The following is a 21,773-nucleotide window of genomic DNA, read 5'->3' as shown; positions in this document are numbered from 1 at the left end:
TAATTATGCTTATTGGGGATTTTGAATAAATGAATAAGAACGTCTATTTAATGATGCTATTGTCATTATTATCAGGGCCTGCACTCGCACAGCAAAATGATACCTCTGCCGATGAAAATCAGCAGAAAAACAAGACAGAAACCGAAGAAGAACAGCAGAGTGATTCCTCTTCGGAAAACGGTGAAGATACCATTTTAGTCCGCTCAACCCCGACCAGTCAGTCGATGGGGACGCAAATTATTAATGCTGAGCAGATTAAAAAGATGCCGACCGGAAACGGGTCGGTAACGGAATTATTGAAAAATAACCCGAATGTACAGTTCGCAAACACAGCAAGTACCAGTACTGCACCGGGGGAATTAGCTCCGGAAAACGTCTCGTTTCACGGCGAGAAGTTTTACAACAATAATTTTATGATCGATGGGTTATCGAATAATAACAATATTAACCCCGGTGCTAATAAGGGAGTGTTAGATGGTGACCCGGATGGTTACAGCCCGATTGATTTACCTGCGGGTGGCACGCAATCGTTCTGGATTAACTCTGAGCTGATTGAATCGCTAGAAGTGTTCGACAGCAACGTGTCCGCTAAGTACGGTGATTTTACCGGTGGCGTGGTAGATGCCAGGCTGATGGACCCCAAGTTGGCTCAAGCCTCCGGCAAAGTTTCTTATCGTACCTCTCGTGATAGTTGGACCCGTTACCACGTTGATTCTAATATCAGTGATGAATTCTACTCTGGCACTAACCTCTACTACCAACCGAAATTTAAGAAGCAGTTCTATTCGGCTACCTTTAACCAGCCATTAAGTGACAAGGCTGGCTTTATTTTTGCCTATAATCGCCAGCAGTCGGATATTCCCTATTATCATGACTACCTGGGTATATGGGACGATCAGGAGCGGATCAGTGAAACCTATCTGCTAAAAGGCACTTATCTGGCGGATAATGGCGATATTGTCCGCATGACGGGCATGTATTCCCCGCACGAATCTAAATATTATAAAAAGAATATCAAGAACGGCGCATTTACCAATACCGGTGGCGGCTATCGCTTCAATATGGAGTGGGAGCATAATGCTAACTGGGGGAAGATGACCAGTTTGGCGGGGTATCAGTTTGATCAAAACAAAATCGAACATGAATCTAATGAATATATTAGTTGGGTCTATGCTACTCCATCGTTAGGTTTTACTTCCCCATCACTTGATTGGCAAACGACAAGTAGAACATCACAGATTGGCGGTTATGGGTCATTTGCCACAGAAAAAAATACCACCACCTTCAAGCAAGACTATGAGTTAAATCCAGCCTTCTTGTTGGGGATGACTCATCAGCTTGATTTCGGCTGGCAGGCTGATTTTGCGAATGCACAGTATCGTCGTTTTCAGGATGCCTACTCAGCTAGCGTTGCATCGAACGCTACCTACATTAATCGTGGTGTTGTGTGCTTACCTGGTGATTCAATGTGTATTCCCGGTGAGCAATTTGCAGGCACCCGTACACTCTTTCCTGCCCGTTCCGTGCAAGTCAGCTATAGTCGTTATGCTGCCTATCTGCAAGACAGCATGAGCTACGGCCGCCTTGAAGTAACTCCTGGGGTGCGCGTTACATACGATGATTTCCTGGAAAATCTGGATGTTGCACCTCGTTTCTCTGCTTCTTATGATGTCTTCGGCGATCGTTCGACTCGCTTGTTCGGCGGTGCCAACCGCTATTATGCATCAAATATGCTGTCATATAAGCTGCGCCAGGGCATCGGTACGAGTACGGTGCAAAGGCGAACCTCCTCTACTGCGCCGTGGATCTCTAACCCAGAAAGAACCGGCACTAATTACACTGTATCTGATTTAAAAACGCCTTACAGCGATGAAATGACGCTAGGGTTATCTCAACGCGTCATGAATACCGTATGGACGGCCAAGTGGGTTAATCGTCAGGGGAAAGAGCAGTTTGGTCGTGAAACGATAACAGCTAATGGTGCAAGTTACCGTGTGATGAATAACGCTGGTCGGACAGAAGGGAATTCATTGTCTCTTGAAGTAGAGCCAATTAGTCCTCATCGTTTTAGCTTTGCTGAAGTAAATTGGAAGTTTGGTGCTTTTATCTCGAAAAATAAAGCTAACTCAATTGCTTACTATGATGATAGTGATTCGGATGAAGTTCGAGTTATTGTTGACAATAAGCTGATGTATAAGGGTGACATGGATGCGATGGACTTCAATACCCCCTGGAATGCCTTCCTGAATGTGGATACCTACTTCCCTGCGATACGCCTCAACTGGGGTCAACGCGTGGGTTATACCTCAGGCTATAAGGGATATAGCACGGGGTCGTTAATGACGGTTTGCCCTGGAGGGAGTCCTGCGTGCAACGCTGATCCTAGCTTCTCAGGGAGTGTGACGGAATACGTCTCAACTAAATACGACGACTTTATTTCCTACGACTGGCGTTTTTCCTACTCTCAGCCTGTCTACAAAACTCAGACGCTAGATATCACACTAGATGTGCTGAACGTTTTGGATAATGTAGTGGAAACGAATAAAAAAGTTGGCGCGGGCACTTCTATTGTCACCTACAAACCCGGCCGTCAGTTCTGGCTTGGTGTCGCTTACACCTGGTAAATCCTATGCCCCGTCATACGTCACATGCTGACGAATGACGGGGCATTTTGCATTGATGCATTCAGAAATTGCCTTACAGGCAAAAATAAAAACGAAAAGGTTGTTATGAACTGGAAGAAATGTTGCTGGTTATCGCTAACGGCTGTCGGCCTGTTAGCGGGGAGTCTGGTGAGTCAGGCCGAAGAAATCAAAAGTCCGTTGCCGGTTTTTAAAGAAGGGACGCTGGCGAACGGGTTTCGCTACACCCTCGTGCCACTGGAAGGGCAGAAGTCACGGGTCGATGTTCGCCTGATTGTTGATGTCGGTTCGATTGATGAGAAAGACAATGAATCTGGCGTGGCGCATATCGTGGAGCATATGGTGTTCCGCGCCAGCGAGGCATTTCCCCAAGGCGTCAGTACCGAACTGCACAAGCAAGGGTGGGTACGCGGTCAGAGCTATAACGCCGTGACCAACTACGAGCGCACCATGTATATGATGAGTCCGCCGAAAGGGAATCGCGATCTGGGCACGACGCTACAGGCGCTGAGCCAGATGACGGGCCATGCCAAGCTGCTGCAAAACGATCTCGACGATGAGCGCAAAATCATTCTGGAAGAGTGGCGTGGCAAACTGGGCGTAGCGGAACGCATGAATCAGCAGCGCGTACAGGCGATTCGCCATGATTCTCGTTATCCTTCCCGCCCGACGATTGGCACGGAAGCGTCGATTAACGACACGCCAGCCAGCGTACTGCAAGATTTCTATCAACGCTGGTATCACCCGTCGAATATGCGTTTGATGATTATTGGTGATATCACGCCTGCGGATGCAGAACGCGAAATTCAACGCTATTTTGCGCCGTTGCCAAATGTGGCTGTGCCAGCCCGTGATTACTACGAGCCGCTGTTGAAACCGCAGCTCAAAGTCGCGCGTTTACAGGATAGCCAAAGCGGCAGCAGCCAGGTGTCATTTGTCTATCGTTTCAATGACAAAGACACATTCGGTCAACCTGAGTATCGCCACCGCCTGCTTACGCAAATCACGATGTCTGCGTTACTGCGTCAGGTTCGTCGACAACAGGCGGAGCTGCCGCAAGACGCCAGTAGCCTGGTCGTGCGTAAATCGGATATCGGGAAAACCACGGCAGCGCTGGGCTTCTTCGCGAATGTGATGCCGGGTGGCCATGACGCGGCGATGTCTGCCGTACTGAAAGAAATTGAGCGGTTTAAACGCTATCCGTTAAACGAGCAGGATATTACGGAGATCACCTCTGACATTCGTGAAGTCGCGCAGCGTATGGCTAACAAGCAGGAAGTACGCGAGTTCTCCGATTGGGTTCAGCAGCTGACTATTGTCTGGCAGCAGGATCGTCCTTATGTCGGTAGCCAGCAGCGCGGTAAAGACGCGCTCGAAGCACTGGATACCATCACGGCAGAAGACGTGAATCGCCATTTGCAACGCTGGTTAACCTCACCGGATACGCTGGCACAGTTTAGCGTGCCGGGCGCGACGCCGTTCACCTTGCCGAAGCCGGATGCGATTCGTAAGTTACAGGCGCAGTGGGCAGCCGCGACGCTGGCACCGTTACAGGTAGAAAAAGAGAAAGTCATCCCTGAGCTGCCTGCTGTAACGCAAAGTGGGAAACGCACGGCGGTGAAGACCTTTGCCGCGCAGAAGGTCGAGCAGTGGCAGTTGAGCAATGGTGATCGCGTAGTATGGCTGCGTGTGCCAGAGGCGGGTAAAAAAGTCTACTTCACCGCCGTGAGCGACGCGGGATATTTATCGACGTCGACCAATCCGTGGCAGGTACAGCTGGCAAGCCAATTAGTCAACCAAAGCGGACCGGCAACATGGAGCGGTGAAGCGCTCAGTAACTGGAAAAAGGAAAAAGAGCTGTCTTTGGGCATCGCTCAGGAAGCGGATCAACTGACGGTAAGCGGGAATGCGCCAACGGGTGAGTTAGCAAGCCTGTTAGCGTTATACCGTGAGCTGAATGTAGCTCCAGGTATCGATCCTGACGTGATGAAAGAGAGCATGATGGGTCTGGCGCGTCAAAAAGCCAATGACGATCAATCGGTTTCAGGAAAGCGGGCTAGTGACATCGCCAAACTGCGTTTTGGTGCGCCAGCCTGGCAGCAGCCTGAAATTGCCGAGCTGAAACAAATTTCAGCGCCGGCGCTGCTTTCACAGTGGCATAAAGCGGTGTTTGCCCCGGTAACCTACTATCTGGTGGCAGATATGCCAGCGGCACAGATTTTGCCGCAGGTTGAACGCTATTTAGCGACGATCCCGCGTCAGCCTGCTGGCGAGGTGAAATCACATCTGGCGCTGCCGGGTAAACGCGAAGCGACATCGGCCATCAGTATCGAACCACGTGCCGATATCCGCACCTGGAGCTTCACGCCGCATACGTGGACGCCACAGGCCGCTGTGCAGGTGAGCGTTGCCCGTAATCTGGCGAATAAGTATCTCAAAACCAGCCTGCGTGATGATGCGTTAGGCATTTACCGCATGCGTCTCGATAGCGAACTGGAAGATAAAAGACAGCGTATTGAAACGGAAGTGAGCTTCTCTAGCGCGCCTGAACGTGCGCAGGAGCTGTGGACGCTGGCTGAGAAAGCCTTTGCTGAACTGCCGACGAAGATCACTCAGCAGGATGTCGATGAGCAGAAAGCGCAGTTCATCCGTGCAGAAAAAGGGCGTCAGAGCGATCTCATGACGATAGAGCGTCGTCTGCTCCTGAGCTACCGCCACTATAATGATCCTCGTTATCTGAGCAGCGTATCCAAACTGGCTGACAGCATCACGCTGGAAGAGGTACGGGCGATGTCGGCGAAGCTGTATAACCCGGATAACCGCGTGCTTTACATCACCTTGCCGCAAGAGGTGAAAGAGTGAAAAAGATAGCGGCACAGTTTGTCGATCTCTGCCGCCCTTTTTGGCGGGGAAAACAAGGCTTATTAGCTCTGTTACTGCTTGTTGCTGCCATCAGTATGGGATGGACCATCGTCTATCTCAACGTATTGCTCAATGATTGGAGTAAAACGTTTTACGATGCGCTAGGAACGTTTGATAGCAGCCTGCTGCTCTCTCTCATGAAAGAGTACGGCATCTATATCCTGATTTATATCGTGGTATTTGTGCATCAGGACTGGTTCACTCGCTGGCTGATCATTCGTTGGCGCAGTGCCATGACGGAAGAGTTAGTGAATAGCTGGTTGGCAAAGCGAGCATTTTATCGGATGTCGATAGTGGGAAAAATCGATAACCCCGATCAACGTATCGCTGAGGATATCAGCTTATTTGTTGATAAGACGGTGAGTCTGGTGGCGTCATTTTTGGTGGTGACTGCCCAGTTGTCATCTTTCGTCATCATTCTCTGGGAACTGTCGGGAGTACAGCGCTTTACGCTGTTCGGTGAAGAGTGGGTAATCAAAGGTTATCTGGTCTGGGCCGTCATAATCTATACCGTGTTCGGCACCTTGATTACGCATCTGATCGGTAAACGGCTGCACGGTATTAACTATGAGAAGCAACGTGCTGAAGCGAATTTTCGTGCGTCTTTGCTGCGTAAGCATGATAACGCGGAGCAAATTGCGCTATATGGTGGCGAACAGCAGGAAAAAAGCCATCTTAAGCGTCAGTTTTCTGCGATTGTCTCTAACTGGTGGCGTTCAATGAATGCGGAACGTAATCTGGGCCTTTTCACCACGGGTTACATGCGTGTTAGCTTGATCGTCCCTATTTTTGCTGCATTACCGGCCTTTCTCAGCAAAACGGTAACGCTAGGTGGGTTGATGCAAATCCGCGGAGCGTTTGCTCAGGTGCATGGTGCGTTGAGCTGGTTTATTCGCATGTATCGCGAATTCATGGAGCTTTCCGCGAGCATGGAACGTCTGAGCCAGTTCAAACAGGAAATCAAACGCCATCAGTCTGAAGATGAAGTGGTTCCGGTCGGTGAACGTCTGCAACTGGATCAGCTTTCTTTCACCACGCCGCAGGGTTCTCCGCTGCTGCAAAAGGTGGACCTGAGCTGTGAAGCGGGTAGCTGGAGTAAGTTTTCTGGCCGCAGCGGGCTGGGGAAATCCACGCTGCTGCGTACGTTAAGCGGTCTGTGGCCGTATTACGATGGCCGCTGGCAATCGCTGGAAGGCCGCAGCCTGCTGTTACCGCAGCAGAGCTATCTGGGGCAGGGGACGCTGGCAGAGATTCTCTGCTATCCGCACCCGGCACTGGCTGACAGCGAGATGCTGCGTCAGACGCTCGATAGCGTCGGGCTGAGCGCGTGGCGCGATCGTCTGGATGAGCAACTGAACTGGGATCGGGTGTTCTCCGGCGGGGAGCGGCAGCGTGTCGCCTTTGCCCGCGCGTTGATTGCTAAACCCGATACGCTCTATCTGGATGAAGCGACGAGCAATCTGGATCATGACGCCGCCAGACAGCTTCTGGCACTGGTCAAGCTGGCGTTGCCAGCGTGTACCGTGGTGGCGATTACGCACCAGACGGAGCTGGACGATCTGTTCACGCACCGTTATGACTTAACGGATTTTGCCTCACAGCGTAGTTGATGTTGTTCGCAGGCCTTCCGGCTCTCGGGAGGCCTGCGGTTCTGGTAGGTTTCTTTTCGTATGCCCCCTATAATCTTCCGCAGGATTATCCCGTCTTTACGGCACTTTTCGTCGTCCGCAGACTCCAATCCCCATCTTACTAAGGTGGCTGATGACGGAAGCCGTTCAATCTTGAGGAGTACATGCCATGAATTTTCGCCCGCTGGGTTTATCGCTGGTGCTGGGTTTACCGCTGTTGCTGACCGGATGCAGCACGCTTTCCAATTTCTCATGGTCGAGCCTGTCGCCGTTTAACTGGTTCGGCAGCTCGCTGGAGGTTAACGATGCGGGTGTCGGCGGCATTAATGCCGGTACGCCACTGTCCGAAGGGGCGCTACAGAGCGCGCTGGATGGCAGTTATCAACTACGTAGCGGGATGGGGACGTCCAACGGTCAGCTGGTCGCGTTTTATCAGGCGCTGGATGGCAAAGAGGTGAAAATGATCATCAGCGGCCAGCCGAAGGGCAGCGTGCGCAAAGTTGAGGTCATGGATCCGGCGATTGGCAGCGCAGGTGGCGTGAAAATTGGTGATGCTTTTAGCAATAGCTACAGCAAAGCGTTTGAATCCTGCCAGTTGGGGCAAGGTGATGATGCGCAGAGCGTAGAATGTGCCGCCCCGCAGAGTTCGCATATCAGCTACGTCTATTCCGGCGAGTGGAGCGGACCGGAAGGCTTGATGCCGCCCGACGATATCCTGAAAACCTGGAAAGTGAGTAAAATCGTGTGGCACGCGCAGGCGCGCAACTAAGCTACGTCTCGTAACGGGCTAATTTGTTTTTACGCAAGGTAAAAGTCAGGCGGCTTCCGGTATGATACACGCGCCGCCTGATATTTTTTCGGCAGCCATATTCACCGTAATGACCGTAGTAAACCATAACAACAAAAGAAAAACCTGACGCTTGAGGAAGCAGAAATGACACCAATTCAAAGCGGTATTTTATTGGAACACCGCCGTTTTGCCATTTTTATGGAAGCGATGATTCAGGGAGAGTTTGATGCTATCCGGCAGGGATGCAAAAAATTCTGTCAGACGTTACAAGAGTTACAGCAGCAGTATCCTGATGCGGGATTGGGCGCGGTGCTGGCATTTGGCAACGACGTTTGGCGCGATCTGGATTGCAACCACGGCGCAGCGGAGCTGAAACCGTTCACACCGCTGGGTAACGGGCTTGCTCCAGCCACGCAGCGCGATCTACTGATTCACATCCAATCACTCCGTCATGATGTTAATTTTACGCTGGCACAGGTGGCGCTGGCCGCGTTTGGCAGCGCGATCCGTATCGAAGAAGAGACGCACGGTTTCCGTTGGGTGGAAGATCGTGATTTAAGCGGCTTTGTCGACGGTACGGAAAACCCGCAGGGCGATGCCCGTCACGCCGTGGCGATTATCCCTGAGGGCCAGCCGGATGCAGGCGGCAGCTACGTGTTTACCCAGCGTTGGGAACACAATCTGAAGCAGCTACAGCGTTTTAGCGTGGAACAGCAGGAACAAATGATCGGGCGTACGAAGCAGGATAACGAAGAACTGTCCTCCGATGAACGCCCTGTAACGTCGCATCTTAGCCGCGTAGATTTAAAGGAAGACGGCAAGGGGCTGAAAATTCTGCGCCAGAGCCTGCCTTATGGCACCGCGAGCGGGAAAAACGGACTCTACTTTGTCGCTTACTGCGCACGTTTGCATAACATTGAGCAGCAGTTGCTGAGCATGTTCGGCGATCGTGACGGCAAACGTGACGACATGCTGCGCTTTACGCGCGCCGTCAGCGGCAGCTACTTCTTTGCACCTTCTCTGGATCAGCTTTTGTCGCTGTAAGATCCAACGCGTTTTCCTGATGCCTGCACCTGTGCAGGCATCCGTTCTGTGAGCTTTCCCTTTTTCCATTTTCCTTTATCGGACTATCTGGCCGCACTTTCCTTTTCCCTCCTGCTTTTTCCTCTCGTCTCGCTCGTTTTGTGGTTATGTACTTTAGCGCTTAAAAATCCCGAAATGATATATATAAAGGTTATATGTTAACCGTCACTTCCCCCTACACTGATTGACGCTGACAAGCGCATTCGATTCAAAAAACGGCTATGTAACGGCTCCGACAACAAGGCCTACCGAATAGGCTCTAACTCTGACAGGACATAAGATGAATCAAGTACAGGTGAAAGGCTGGCTGGTGAAAGGTTCTCTGGCGCTGTCATTGCTGCTGGGCGGGCAGAGCGCTGTCTCTGCTACCGAGCTGCTGAACAGCTCTTATGATGTGTCGCGTGAGCTCTTTGTGGCGCTCAATCCCGGTTTTGAAAAACAGTGGTTGTCGCAGCACCCTAACGATCCGCTGACGATCAAACAGTCGCATGCCGGTTCGTCTAAACAGGCGTTGGCTATTCTGCAAGGCCTGAAGGCCGACGTTGTGACCTACAATCAGGTGACGGACGTCCAGATCCTGCACGACCGCGGGCAGTTGATTCCCGCAGATTGGCAGACGCGTTTACCGAATCACAGCTCTCCGTTTTACTCCACCATGGCCTTCCTGGTTCGCAAAGGTAATCCTAAAGGGATTCACGACTGGAACGATCTGGTGCGTGATGACGTTAAGCTGATTTTCCCGAATCCGAAAACCTCTGGCAATGCCCGCTATACCTACCTTGCGGCCTGGGGCGCGACCAGTAAAGCTAACGGTGGCGACGAGGCTAAAACGCGTGCGTGGATAACGCGTTTTCTGGCGAACGTCGAAGTCTTTGATACCGGCGGCCGTGGTGCAACCACCACGTTTGTGGAACGCCAGTTGGGCGATGTGCTGATCAGCTTTGAATCTGAGGTGAATAACATCCGCAATCAGTACGGTGCTGAGAACTACGAAGTGATCGTCCCGAAGGTCAACATACTGGCAGAATTCCCCGTGGCGTGGATCGATAAGAATGTGGAGAAGAACGGCACTGAACAGGCGGCAAAAGCCTATCTGAATTACCTCTATACGCCAGAAGCACAGAAAGTGATCACCGATTTTTACTACCGTGTGAATAACCCTGAACTGGAACAAACGCTAAAATCTCGTTTCCCAGAGACCGCTTTATTTCGGGTAGAGGATCAGTTTGGATCGTGGCCACAGGTGATGAAAACCCACTTCGACACCGGTGGTGAATTGGACAAACTGCTGGCGGCTGGTCGTCAGTAATGTCTTTGAGGTCTGGTAACTTCTTTTCTGGTTCAGGTAAACGAGTGCTGCCGGGATTCGCGCTGAGTCTGGGCAGCAGCCTGCTGTTCGTCTGTTTGATTCTGTTGCTGCCCTTAAGTGCGCTGGTGATGCAGCTATCAGAAATGAGTCTGGAGCAGTACTGGGCGGTGATCTCCAACCCGCAGGTGGTGGCGGCCTACAAAGTAACACTCCTGGCGGCGGGGCTGGCGACGATATTTAATGCGGGATTCGGCCTGTTAATGGCGTGGATTCTGACGCGTTATCGCTTTCCCGGCCGAGCCTTGCTGGATGGATTGATGGATTTACCCTTTGCGCTCCCGACTGCGGTGGCGGGGCTGACGCTGGCTGCGCTGTTTTCAACGACCGGCTGGTACGGCGCATGGCTGGCCGAATTCGGCATCAAGGTATCCTATACCTGGCTGGGCATTACGGTTGCGATGGCGTTCACCAGCATTCCTTTTGTCGTGCGCACCGTCCAACCGGTGTTGGAAGATCTGGGGCCTGAATACGAAGAGGCGGCGCAAACGCTGGGTGCGAATCGCTGGCAGTGTTTTCGCTACGTCATTTTACCGGAGTTAACCCCGGCGCTATTAACGGGCACCGCGCTGTCGTTTGCCCGCAGTCTGGGCGAGTTTGGCGCGGTGATCTTTATTGCGGGGAACATTGCCTGGCAGACGGAAGTCGTTTCGCTGATGATTTTTATCCGCCTGCAAGAGTTTGATTTCCCTGCCGCCAGCGCGATTGCCTCCGTCGTATTAGCTGCGTCTTTATTGATCCTGTTTGCCGTTAACGTGCTGCAAAGCCGTTTTGGTCAACGGACCCGGAGCGTGTAATGGCAGAGATACCGACTGTGACGTCACGGCGTCAACCTCATCCGGTTCGGCAGGAACGTAACTGGGCGAGAACCGCGTTGATTACACTGGGCGTGATATTATCGCTCCTCATGCTGGTCATCCCTTTAGTGTCAATTTTTGCTGCTGCGCTATCGCACGGACTGGGGGGCGTCTGGCGTAATCTGAGCGACCCTGACATGCTACATGCCATTGGCCTCACGCTGCTGGTGGTCGCGATTGTCGTACCGGTGAATCTGGTGTTTGGTACGCTGCTGGCGTGGCTGGTCACGCGCTTTCAGTTTCCGGGGCGGCAACTGCTGCTCACGCTGATCGATATTCCTTTTGCTGTTTCTCCGGTGGTAGCGGGTTTGCTGTATCTGCTCTTTTACAGCACCAACGGCCCGGTTGGCGGTTGGCTGGATGAGCAGGGGATACAATTGATGTTTGCCTGGCCGGGCATTGTGCTGGTGACGATATTTGTGACCTGTCCGTTCATGGTCAGGGAGCTGGTTCCGGTAATGATGAGCCAGGGCAGTCAGGAAGAAGAAGCGGCGGTGCTGCTCGGTGCGTCGGGCTGGCAGGTGTTCTATCGGGTGACGCTACCGAATATTCGCTGGGCGCTGCTGTATGGCGTGGTGCTAACGAATGCCCGAGCGATTGGTGAGTTTGGCGCCGTGTCCGTGGTGTCAGGCTCGATTCGCGGTGAAACCTACACGCTGCCGCTACAGGTCGAATTACTGCATCAGGATTATAACAGCGTGGGGGCGTTTACCGCGGCGGCGCTGTTAACTGTGATGGCGATACTGACGTTGTTCATCAAAAGCGCCTTGCAGTGGCGTGTGAAGCGGCAAATGAATAAACGCTAACTTTACTCTTTTCTATCACTCGCGCCGTATGCGCGAGGCTTTTTAGGACTCAACTTGTGACAACGCTTGAGCAGTGTATTGGCAATACCCCGCTGGTGAAATTGCAGCGCCTGACGCAGGGGTTAAACAGTGAAATCTGGCTGAAGCTGGAAGGAAATAACCCCGCCGGATCGGTAAAAGATCGGGCCGCATATTCCATGATCCAGCAGGCGGAGAATCGCGGTGACATCGTTCCCGGTGACCGGCTCATTGAGGCGACCAGCGGGAACACCGGCATTGCGCTGGCGATGATTGCGGCGGTAAAAGGCTATCGTCTGCGTTTGCTGATGCCGGACAACATGAGCTATGAACGCCAGACGGCGATGCGTGCGTATGGCGCGGAGCTGGTGTTGGTTAATCGCAAACTGGGGATGGAAGGGGCGCGGGATCGCGCAAAACAGATGGTACTGGCGGGAGAGGGGAAAACGCTCGATCAGTTCAATAACCCGGACAATTCGCTGGCGCACTTTCTGACGACTGGCCCGGAGATTTGGCAGCAGACGGCAGGTAAGGTGACTCACTTTATCTCCAGTATGGGAACGACCGGCACGATTTCCGGCGTCAGCCGCTATCTTAAGCAGCAGAACCCAGCGATTTGCACGGTGGGATTACAGCCTGCGGAAGGCAGCCACATTCCCGGTATTCGCCGCTGGACGCCGGACTATATGCCAGGGATTTTTCGTGCCGATCTGGTCGATCGCATTCTGGATATGACGCAGGTGGACGCCGAGAATACGCTGCGCCAACTGGCGCGTCAGGAAGGTATCTTCTGCGGTGTCAGTTCCGGTGGCGCGGTGGCGGGTGCACTGCGGCTTGCGGCAGAAAACCCCGGCAGCGTGATTGTGGCAATCGCCTGCGATCGTGGCGATCGGTATCTGTCCACCGGGGTATTTGATTAACGACTATTCCCGCTCCAGCGCATGAATCGGTTCCATCCGTGCGGCTCGTCGGGCGGGGAAGAAGCCGAAGATAATGCCGATCAGGCTGGAGCACAGGAACGCGGCAATAATCGAGGAACTGGAATAGATCATCGCGAAATTGCTGCTGAACTGGGCGAACAGCACGCCGATAGCCAGCGACAGCCCCACGCCGATGATGCCGCCGAACAGGCAAACCAGCACCGCTTCGATCAAAAACTGCTGCATGATATCGCTGGTGCGTGCGCCGACCGCCATACGAACGCCGATCTCTCGGGTTCGCTCGGTGACGGAAACCAGCATGATGTTCATCACGCCGATCCCGCCGACCAGCAGCGAGATCAAGGCAATCATCGACACCAGCAGCGTGAGCGTGGTGGTGGTTTTCTCGATCATCTGACGGATGCTGTCCGTGTTCATGATAAAGAAATCTTTCGTACCGTGTCGCTGCGTCAGCAGGGCGGTGATGCTTTTCTCCGCGACGTTCATATCCACATTGTCTTTCACCCGCACCGTGATGCTTTTCAGGTACGACTGTCCGACCATGCGCTTCATCACCGTGGTGTACGGCACCCAGACATTCAGGTTCTCATCGCTGCCGAAGCCTCCCTGATTCTTGCTGACGACGCCGATAATCCGCACGGGCAGCGAGCCTAGCAGAATGACTTGTCCAATAGGATCTTCGCCGTGGGGAAAGAGCTTGTTAAGCGTGTTTTTATCAATCACGGCGTCCTGCTTCAGTTCATCGACGCTGCTGCGTGGGAAAAGTACGCCGCGTTGCAGGGTGTAGCCACGCACGGTGAAGAACTGCTCGCCAACCCCGGAAATGCTGGCGGAAACGGCAATGTTGCCGTAGCGCATCGTTACGCTGGTGGAAATAGAAGGCGTAACGCTATGTACGTAGGGCTGCTGCGTCAGCGGCTGGATATCACTGGCCCGTAACGTCTGGATGGCGCTGGCATCCATGTCGCCGAAGTCTTTGCCGGGGAAAATTTCCAGCGTGCTGGTACCCATTGAGTTGATGTCGGCCAGCACCTGTTCCTGTGAGCCTTTTCCCAGCGCGACCACCGAGACGACAGACGCGATACCGATGATGATGCCGAGCATGGTCAGAAAGGTGCGCATCCGCTGGGCGTTCATCGCCAGCAGCGCCATTTTAAACGCGTCGATAAAGCGATCTTTGAACTGATTCAGAGCGGACGTCGCCGGAGAGCTGGTGGCTTCCGTTGACGGCACGGTGGCTTCTTCGGGGCGCGTTTGACGGTCGGCAATCACTTCGCCATCGCGCAGTTCGATGATGCGCTGAGCATGTTCGGCAATCGTCATATCGTGGGTGACGATCACGACGGTATTGCCCTGCCTGTGCAGATCGCGAAGTATGCTCAGAACCTCGTTGCCGCTGTGGGTGTCCAGCGCACCGGTTGGCTCATCCGCCAGAATGATGCCGCCGCCGTTCATCAGCGCCCGTGCGATACTTACGCGCTGCTGCTGGCCGCCGGAAAGCTGGCTGGGCCGATAGTGGAGACGACTTTCCAGTCCTAGCCGGGTTAACAGCTCTGCCGCCCGCTGACGGCGCGCCAGCCGGCTTTTTCCGGCATAAATGGCCGGCACTTCGACATTCCCCAGCGCGCTGAGGTCGCCGAGCAGGTGATAGCGCTGGAAAATAAAGCCGAAATGCTCGCGGCGCAGTTCTGCGAGCTGGTCGTTATCCAGTTCGCCAACGGCGCGTCCTGCCACCTGATAATCACCAGAGGACGGTTTATCCAGACAGCCGAGAATATTCATCAGCGTCGATTTTCCTGACCCGGATGCCCCGACGATCGCCACCATTTCTCCCTGATTGATGGTCAGGTTGATGTCTTTGAGGACGGTGACGTCCTGTTCGCCGTTGGAAAAGCGGCGGGTAATACCGGTCAGCTTAAGTAAGGATGTGGACATACGTTACATCCCCATCGGTGGGCCAGGATGCGTAGACGCGACATCGCCGGACGATGGGCTAACAACGACCTGTTCCCCCACGCTGAGCCCCGAACGAATCTGGGTGCGCACGTTATCGTTAAGGCCAAGCGTCACCAGACGCGATTCAACCTTCTTGTTCGCATTCACGACCTGCACGTACCACATGCCGTCACGCGAGGTTAATGCTGTCGCGGGAACGACAATGGCGTTTTTCACTGAAGACAGCAGAATATACACCTGCGCCGTCATGGAAATGCGCAAGACGCCGTCAGGGTTTTTCACATCAAACAGGCCGTTGTAATAGATCGCAGTGCTGGATGATGAACTGGAACTGCTGCTCGAACTGGATGAGGTTGTGGTCGAGTCCGTGTTGATGGAGTCTGGCGCGGGTTCAATCGAGCTCAGCGTGGCTTCGTAACGGTTATTCGGTTCGCCCAGAATACTGAACCACACGGGCATGCCGGTTTTCACCTTGACGACGTCGGCCTCTGAGATTTTCACTTTGATGGTCATGGTGTCCAGATTGGCGACTTTGGCGATGGTCGGTGTCGTCTGAATCGCGTTGACCGTTTGCCCCGCTTCAACCGGGATGGCCACCACGGTACCGTCCATCGGCGAACGAATTTGGGTGTATCCCAGATTAACCTTGGCGGTGTTGACGGTAATCTGTGCCTGAATGATTTGGGCGTCCAGCGCGTCGATATTGGCTCTGGTAGCATCCAACGTTGCTTTTGCGCTGTCGTAGTCGGCCTGTGCCCCAACGCCACGTTTCATCAACATTTGCTGACGCTGCCAGCTTAATTCGTTATTACGCAATTCCGCCAGTTTGGCCGCTCGCTGTGCCTGAATGTTTTTTAACGCGGCCTCACCGTTTTTTAGCGTGTCCTGCTGAGTGAGGTCATCAATCTCGGCGATCAATTGCCCCTTTTTCACCTTATCGCCCAGTTCGACGTGCAGCGCTTTGATTTGCCCCGAGGCCTGTGCACCGACGCTGACCTGCTTCTGTGCCTCAATTTTACCGTCAGCGAGCACGGTCTGTTCGAGATCCGCAATCTCGGCGGCGGTGGTAAGCGCATTGGGCGCTGGCGATGGCTTGTTGAAAAACAGATGAAGAACTACAGCAGCAGCGATAAGGCCAAGCGCGATCGTCGTACGGCGTCGTGTAAAAAATCGTGATTGCATCAGGGGGAGTCGTCCTTAATGAATGCATCTGTATCCGTCATACTTCAAGTTGCATGTGCGTTGGCTGCGCTTAGTCACCCGAATCACTTACCTGAGTAAGCTCATCGGGATGAAATGAGAGACATCCTGTCTCTCACCGAAGGCCAGCCGTTGGCTGGTCAAATTCGTTCCCGACGAATTTGTCCCTCGCTTGCCGCCTGCCTGAAACTCGAATTATTTAGGGTATCAACGGGAATAAATAACGCAGGTGAGTAATTTACCCCGAGTCCGTAAAGGTAGCGGTAATCTTTGCTGAAAGAAATGGTAAGGATTAAGTAAATCTGGCTGCGAATATTCACGCCAGGCCTGAGAATACATCATCTATACCCATCATACTTCAAGCTGCTTGTGCGTTTCCTTCCCGCAACTCGAATACGTAGGGTATACCCGATTAATGAGGACAGGATATGAATATTTTACTGGTCGATGACGACGTAGAGCTGGGCGATATGCTCTGTGAGTATCTGAATGCGGAAGGGTTTTCAACCTCGCGGGTGCTGACGGGCAAAGAGGGCGTCGATGGCGCGATATCAGGGGATTACACCGCGATGATTCTGGATGTCATGCTGCCTGATATGAGCGGGATTGACGTGCTGCGCCAGATCAGAAAAACCCAGCAGTTGCCCGTCATTATGCTGACGGCGAGAGGCGACAACATCGACAGAGTTATCGGTCTGGAAATGGGGGCGGATGACTATATGCCTAAACCTTGTTACCCGCGCGAGCTGGTGGCGAGACTACGGGCAGTACTACGTCGATATGACGATCAGCCGAGCACAAAGCGCGACGAGAGCCTGGCCGCCAGCGGCGATCTGGTGTTGAACCCTGCCACGCGCATCAGCGAATGGCGTGGGAAGCCGTTTGATCTGACGGCGTCAGAGTTTAATTTGCTGGAGCTGCTGTTGCGTTCCCCGGAGCGGGTGGTGTCAAAAGATGAGTTATCCGAAAAATGCCTGGGCCGTCGCCGTGAAGCGTATGACCGCAGCGTGGACGTGCACATCAGCAATATTCGTCAAAAGCTCGGTGCCTTGCCGGGCAACACCATGACGATTGAAACCGTGCGCAGCGTGGGATACCGGATTCGCTGATGATGATTCGTGGACGACTTTTCTGGAAGATACTGCTCGGGTTCTGGCTGACGTTCCTCGTCATGTCTCAGCTGCTGTGGCTGGCTTTTTCTTTTTACGGCGAGCGACATAAGCCGTTGGAAGAAATCGTGGTGTCGCGCATTGCGACGATGCAAACGGAGATGGTGGCGGCGGCGCTGCAACATGGCGGCTTGGGTGAACTGAACGATGTGATGTCGCTGCTGCCGCAGCAAGAGCAGCAATACATTTCCGTCACGGAATCGCCACTGCCGCTGTCCGATCAGGAGTTGGTTTCTGGCTCGCAGAACGCGTTGCTCGATGAGGCTTTTGCGCCGGATAAACGTGGCATGCCGCGTGCCACGCACATTATCAAGCAGGTCAACGGCCCAGCCGGAAAGTGGTATCAGATTCGTTATGACGCCGAGCTGCTGCGCAGTGAATTTCGTCCCCCTCGGCCAGTCGAATTTCTCAACGTGCCCGTGCCGTTTATCATCATTGCGGGGTTTGGTGGCCTGTTGTTCAGCTCGGTGTTGGCATGGAGCCTGGCTCGTCCGCTAAGTCAGATTCGTGCGGGGTTTGATCAGGTTGCGCAGGGCGATCTGAACGTGCGTCTGCTACCGGTGATGCATAAACGTCATGATGAAATCAGCGATGTCGCGCGTGATTTTGATTCGATGGTTGAACGACTGGACAGTCTGGCCAGCGCGCGTGAACAGCTGCTCCATGATGTCTCCCATGAACTACGCTCCCCGCTGGCGCGTTTGCAGCTTGCTATCGGGTTGATACGACAGAATCCCGACAATATAGAGAGTTCCTTGCAGCGTATTGAGCGTGAAGCTTTGCTAATGGATAAGATGATTGGCGAGCTGCTGACGCTATCGCGCACGGAGCATTCTGGTATTGAGGAAGCCTATTTCGATTTACTGGGGCTGGTGACGGCCGTGGTCAACGATGCGCGCTACGAAGCGCAAGTCACCGGTGTTGAAATCCTGCTGTCGGCCGATGAGGACGAAGACTACACGATTAAAGGCAATGCGGAGCTGATGCGCAGGGCGGTCGACAATGTGATGCGCAACGCGCTACGTTTTTCTGCTCCCACGCAGCAGCTTTCCGTGTCGCTCATTGGCAATGAACATGAGTGGACGATTCAGGTCGCCGATCAGGGACCCGGCGTGGAGAAAAGTAAGCTCTCCAGCATCTTCGATCCTTTCATTCGTGTTGATTCGCCGCTGTCTGGTAAAGGCTATGGGCTGGGGCTAGCGATTACCCGTAAAGTCGTACTGGCGCACGGCGGGCATATTGAGGCGGATAATGGTGAGCAGTGCGGGTTAGTGATTCGCCTGTGCGTGCCGCGCTGGAAAGCCTGAAACGAAAACGGCACCATCCGGGTGCCGTCTCGTGCAAACGTAGTAAACCATCCGTAGAAGGCGGCTTACTTTTTGATACGGATAACCGGCGTTTCGCCGACAACAACCGTACCACTCAGTTTGGTCAATTCCTTGATTTCATCCATGTTGGAAATAACCACTGGTGTCAGAGTAGACTTCGCTTTTTCTTCCAGCAGAGCCAGGTCAAACTCGATAACGAGATCGCCTTTCTTCACGCGCTGGCCTTCTTCAGCGATGCGCTTGAAGCCTTCGCCTTTCAATTCAACGGTATCAATACCAAAGTGCACAAACAGCTCAATGCCGCTGTCAGACTCGATGGAAAACGCATGGTTGGTTTCAAAAATCTTACCGATGGTGCCGTCTACCGGTGCGACAATCTTGTTGCCAGTTGGTTTGATGGCAATACCGTCACCGACGATTTTCTCTGCAAATACGACATCAGGAACGTCTTCAATATTGACGATTTCACCGGACAGCGGGGCAATGATTTCGATGCTGCCAGTGTCTTTTTTGTCGTCAGAAACCAGAGACTTCAATTTATCGAACAAACCCATGATTCTCTCCTAAGCATTAATATTGGGCCAGCGTATACCCTAATCTTTCAAGTTGGTGTGGCATTGGTTTTCTTCGCTACCCCGACTACGACTCTATCGCCTGTCGGGGTGCTGATTGCCACCTTGAAACCTATTAGGTAAAGCAGAATCAGCAGAGCGTTTTTTCTTTAATAAAGCGGCTCACCAGATTGCTTAACTCTTGTGCTGTCGGTTGAGCGAGTGCTTGTTCCGCCAGCGCCTTCGCATCTTCGTAATTCGCATTACGGATGATTTTCTTGATGCTCGGGATAGAGATCGCACTCATGCTGAATTCGTCCAGACCCATTCCCAATAACAGTAGTGTAGCACGTTCGTCACCGGCGAGCTCACCACACATCCCTGTCCACTTGCCTTCGGCATGAGACGCGTCGATGACCTGTTTGATCAGAGTCAGGACAGCAGGGGACATCGGGTTATAGAGATGAGAAATCAGCTCATTACCGCGATCAACTGCCAGAGTATACTGGGTTAAGTCATTTGTCCCAATACTAAAGAAGTCGACTTCTTTGGCTAAATGTGGCGCGATAGCGGCGGCGGCAGGTGTTTCAACCATCACGCCGACTTCAATGCTTTCGTCGAAGGCTTTACCTTCTTCTCTCAGCTGTGCTTTCAGCATCTCCAGTTCGGCTTTCAGCTCACGTACTTCCTCTACGGAAATAATCATCGGGAACATGATACGCAGCTTGCCAAATTTTGATGCGCGCAGAATGGCACGCAGCTGAGCATGCAGGATTTCTTTACGATCCAGACAGATACGGATAGCACGCCAGCCAAGGAACGGGTTCTCTTCCTTCGGCAGGTTCATGTATGGCAGATCTTTGTCGCCACCGATATCCATGGTACGGACGATAACGGCCTGAGCGCCAACGGCTTCGGCAACCGCCTTATACGCCTGGAACTGCTCTTCTTCGGTAGGCAGCGAGTCACGATCCATGAACAGGAATTCGGTACGATACAGGCCGACACCTTCTGCGCCGTTACGCTCAGCACCCGCGACATCACGCACGGTACCGATGTTGGCACAGACTTCAACCTGATGACCGTCCAGCGTGATGGCCGGCAGATCTTTCAGCTTAGCCAGCTCATACTTTTCAGCGTGATATTGCTGCTGAACCGCTTTTAATTCTTCAATTTTATCCGCAGTCGGATTTTGATAGATCTGGTTGTTTACGGCATCCAGGATCAGATAGTCGCCGTTTTTAACCTGCTGGGTCACGTTGGTCGTACCGACGATCGCAGGCAGTTCCAGCGAACGGGCCATAATGGACGTGTGAGACGTGCGGCCACCGAGGTCGGTGATGAAGCCCAGCACTTTGTCCAGATTCAACTGCGCGGTTTCTGACGGTGTCAGGTCCGTTGCAACCAGAATGACTTCATCCTGAATATCGCCCAGATCGACGATAGGCATATTGAGAATATTTCTGAGCAAACGCTTCCCGATATCACGCATGTCTGCGGCGCGTTCTTTCAGATATTCATCATCAAGCTCTTCCAGTGCTTTAGCCTGGTTTTCGATGACGGAAAACGCAGCGGCGTCGGCGGAAGCATGTTCATCTTTAATCAGGGCTATGATTTCCTGCTCGAACTCTTCATCTTCCAGCAACATGATGTGGCCTTCGAAGATGGCTTCTTTCTCTGCGCCCAGCGTCTCGCCCGCTTTCTTCTTGATAGCTTCCAACTGTGCGGATGCTTTGGAACGGCCAGTCAGAAAACGTTCAATTTCCTGCTCTACCTGATCCGCAGAGATTTTTTTCCGGTTGATGAGAATTTCATCTTCTTTCAGTAACAGTGCCTTACCAAAAGCAATACCCGGTGATACTAATATGCCTGAAATCATAACCCTACCTTACTCGATTCTGGTGTTCACTAAAAAACTCGTCGGTTACTCGAGCTCAGCCATCAGCTTGACCAGGTGTTCAACCGCTTTTTGTTCGTCTTCGCCTTCCGCAGCGATAGTAACCACAGTTCCTTGTGTTAAGCCGAGTGTTTGTAATTTGAACAGGCTCTTGGCGCTAGCGCTCTTGCCGTTGGACGTCACGGTGATTTCTGAGGTGAAGCCTTTAGCTTCTTTGACGAACTGAGCAGCAGGACGAGTGTGCAGGCCATTTGGTGCGGTGATAGTCACTTCTTGCTGGAACATGCTTTTTTCCCCAACTTATGGATTAGATTAATGTTGTGGAACTAAAGTCTAGTTGATTCACTGAACTTTAGCCTGTTTGGTTAGCTCCTGATTTATGTTACAGGGGCGGGCCACGATGCGACAAGAAAACCGTCAAACGTATTTCCTGAATAAAATACCATCAAACACCGCAGCTTCCGCTACCCATTATCTTAACCTCAGTCGCAAAACGGCGATGTGGGCTATCGTGCGCAGGGGAAAAGCATGTGACGGGGCGTGGTATTTGTCGGATATTAATTTCACGCATCAAAATAATTGTTCGGTTAAATACTAAACCTGATGTAGAAAAGCAATC

The 21,773-nt window shown here is 52.8% G+C and carries 16 protein-coding genes; 11 read left to right on the top strand and 5 right to left on the bottom strand.

Going from position 1 to position 21,773, the window contains the following annotated elements; all coding sequences use genetic code 11:
• Positions 1-29: 29 nt before the first annotated feature.
• The 9 genes from ACIPUG_RS17820 to cysM all read left to right on the top strand — a co-directional run bounded on the left by ACIPUG_RS17820 (position 30) and on the right by cysM (position 13,032).
• Complete coding sequence (locus ACIPUG_RS17820; RefSeq protein ID WP_400339540.1) at positions 30-2,624, top strand: TonB-dependent receptor plug domain-containing protein; 2,595 nt, start codon at positions 30-32, stop codon at positions 2,622-2,624.
• Between the two features lie 105 nt (positions 2,625-2,729).
• Positions 2,730-5,504: a M16 family metallopeptidase gene (locus tag ACIPUG_RS17815; protein ID WP_400339537.1), complete on the top strand. Its 2,775-nt coding sequence runs from the start codon at positions 2,730-2,732 to the stop codon at positions 5,502-5,504.
• Entirely contained in the window at positions 5,501-7,174 is a 1,674-nt protein-coding gene (locus tag ACIPUG_RS17810) for an ABC transporter ATP-binding protein/permease (RefSeq protein ID WP_400339535.1), read from the top strand. The genes ACIPUG_RS17815 and ACIPUG_RS17810 overlap by 4 nt, the downstream gene beginning before the upstream one ends.
• Before the next feature lie 187 nt (positions 7,175-7,361).
• Complete coding sequence (locus ACIPUG_RS17805; RefSeq protein WP_400339534.1) at positions 7,362-7,961, top strand: RpoE-regulated lipoprotein; 600 nt, start codon at positions 7,362-7,364, stop codon at positions 7,959-7,961.
• Positions 7,962-8,126: 165 nt separating this feature from the next.
• On the top strand, positions 8,127-9,026 hold the full coding sequence (locus ACIPUG_RS17800; protein ID WP_400339532.1) for a Dyp-type peroxidase: 900 nt from the start codon (positions 8,127-8,129) through the stop codon (positions 9,024-9,026).
• Positions 9,027-9,345: 319 nt separating this feature from the next.
• Positions 9,346-10,374: a sulfate ABC transporter substrate-binding protein gene (locus ACIPUG_RS17795; RefSeq protein ID WP_205567271.1), complete on the top strand. Its 1,029-nt coding sequence runs from the start codon at positions 9,346-9,348 to the stop codon at positions 10,372-10,374.
• Complete coding sequence (cysT, locus tag ACIPUG_RS17790) at positions 10,374-11,228, top strand: sulfate/thiosulfate ABC transporter permease CysT (protein ID WP_400339528.1); 855 nt, start codon at positions 10,374-10,376, stop codon at positions 11,226-11,228. The genes ACIPUG_RS17795 and cysT overlap by 1 nt, the downstream gene beginning before the upstream one ends.
• Positions 11,228-12,094, top strand: coding sequence for a sulfate/thiosulfate ABC transporter permease CysW (cysW, locus tag ACIPUG_RS17785; protein WP_039510806.1), 867 nt, complete (start codon positions 11,228-11,230; stop codon positions 12,092-12,094). Before cysT ends, cysW begins: the two co-directional genes overlap by 1 nt.
• 56 nt (positions 12,095-12,150) lie before the next feature.
• A complete protein-coding gene (gene cysM, locus ACIPUG_RS17780; protein ID WP_039274928.1) occupies positions 12,151-13,032 on the top strand; it encodes a cysteine synthase CysM in 882 nt (293 codons plus the stop codon).
• A gap of 3 nt (positions 13,033-13,035) precedes the next feature.
• Here cysM and ACIPUG_RS17775 read toward each other — a convergent pair whose 3' ends face one another.
• Together ACIPUG_RS17775 and ACIPUG_RS17770 are read right to left on the bottom strand one after the other, a co-directional pair.
• The gene (locus tag ACIPUG_RS17775) at positions 13,036-14,988 is read right to left on the bottom strand and encodes a MacB family efflux pump subunit (RefSeq protein ID WP_268198349.1); all 1,953 of its coding nucleotides are present in this window, start codon (positions 14,986-14,988) and stop codon (positions 13,036-13,038) included.
• 3 nt (positions 14,989-14,991) lie between these two features.
• Entirely contained in the window at positions 14,992-16,191 is a 1,200-nt protein-coding gene (locus ACIPUG_RS17770; protein WP_014914280.1) for an efflux RND transporter periplasmic adaptor subunit, read from the bottom strand.
• A gap of 446 nt (positions 16,192-16,637) precedes the next feature.
• Here ACIPUG_RS17770 and ACIPUG_RS17765 point away from each other — a divergent pair, with 446 nt between their 5' ends.
• Together ACIPUG_RS17765 and ACIPUG_RS17760 are read left to right on the top strand one after the other, a co-directional pair.
• Positions 16,638-17,318, top strand: a complete 681-nt coding sequence (locus ACIPUG_RS17765; RefSeq protein WP_010284362.1) for a response regulator transcription factor — start codon at positions 16,638-16,640, stop codon at positions 17,316-17,318.
• Entirely contained in the window at positions 17,318-18,685 is a 1,368-nt protein-coding gene (locus ACIPUG_RS17760; protein WP_400339525.1) for an ATP-binding protein, read from the top strand. Before ACIPUG_RS17765 ends, ACIPUG_RS17760 begins: the two co-directional genes overlap by 1 nt.
• Before the next feature lie 65 nt (positions 18,686-18,750).
• Here the strand turns inward: ACIPUG_RS17760 and crr are convergent, their stop codons facing one another.
• The 3 genes from crr to ptsH form a co-directional block, all read right to left on the bottom strand.
• Positions 18,751-19,260, bottom strand: a complete 510-nt coding sequence (gene crr / locus ACIPUG_RS17755) for a PTS glucose transporter subunit IIA (RefSeq protein WP_010284368.1) — start codon at positions 19,258-19,260, stop codon at positions 18,751-18,753.
• A 148-nt stretch (positions 19,261-19,408) separates the two neighbouring features.
• Positions 19,409-21,136: a phosphoenolpyruvate-protein phosphotransferase PtsI gene (gene ptsI / locus ACIPUG_RS17750; protein ID WP_014914283.1), complete on the bottom strand. Its 1,728-nt coding sequence runs from the start codon at positions 21,134-21,136 to the stop codon at positions 19,409-19,411.
• Between the two features lie 45 nt (positions 21,137-21,181).
• Positions 21,182-21,439 carry a phosphocarrier protein Hpr gene (gene ptsH / locus ACIPUG_RS17745; RefSeq protein ID WP_005971891.1) on the bottom strand — a complete coding sequence of 86 codons (258 nt, stop codon included), beginning with the start codon at positions 21,437-21,439 and terminating at the stop codon, positions 21,182-21,184.
• Positions 21,440-21,773 lie beyond the last annotated feature (334 nt).

It is taken from the genome of Pectobacterium sp. CHL-2024 (assembly GCF_044751765.1).
GTDB lineage: Bacteria > Pseudomonadota > Gammaproteobacteria > Enterobacterales > Enterobacteriaceae > Pectobacterium > Pectobacterium brasiliense.
The sequence above is the reverse complement of the archived record's forward strand: the minus strand, read 5'-3'. Positions and strand labels throughout refer to the sequence as shown.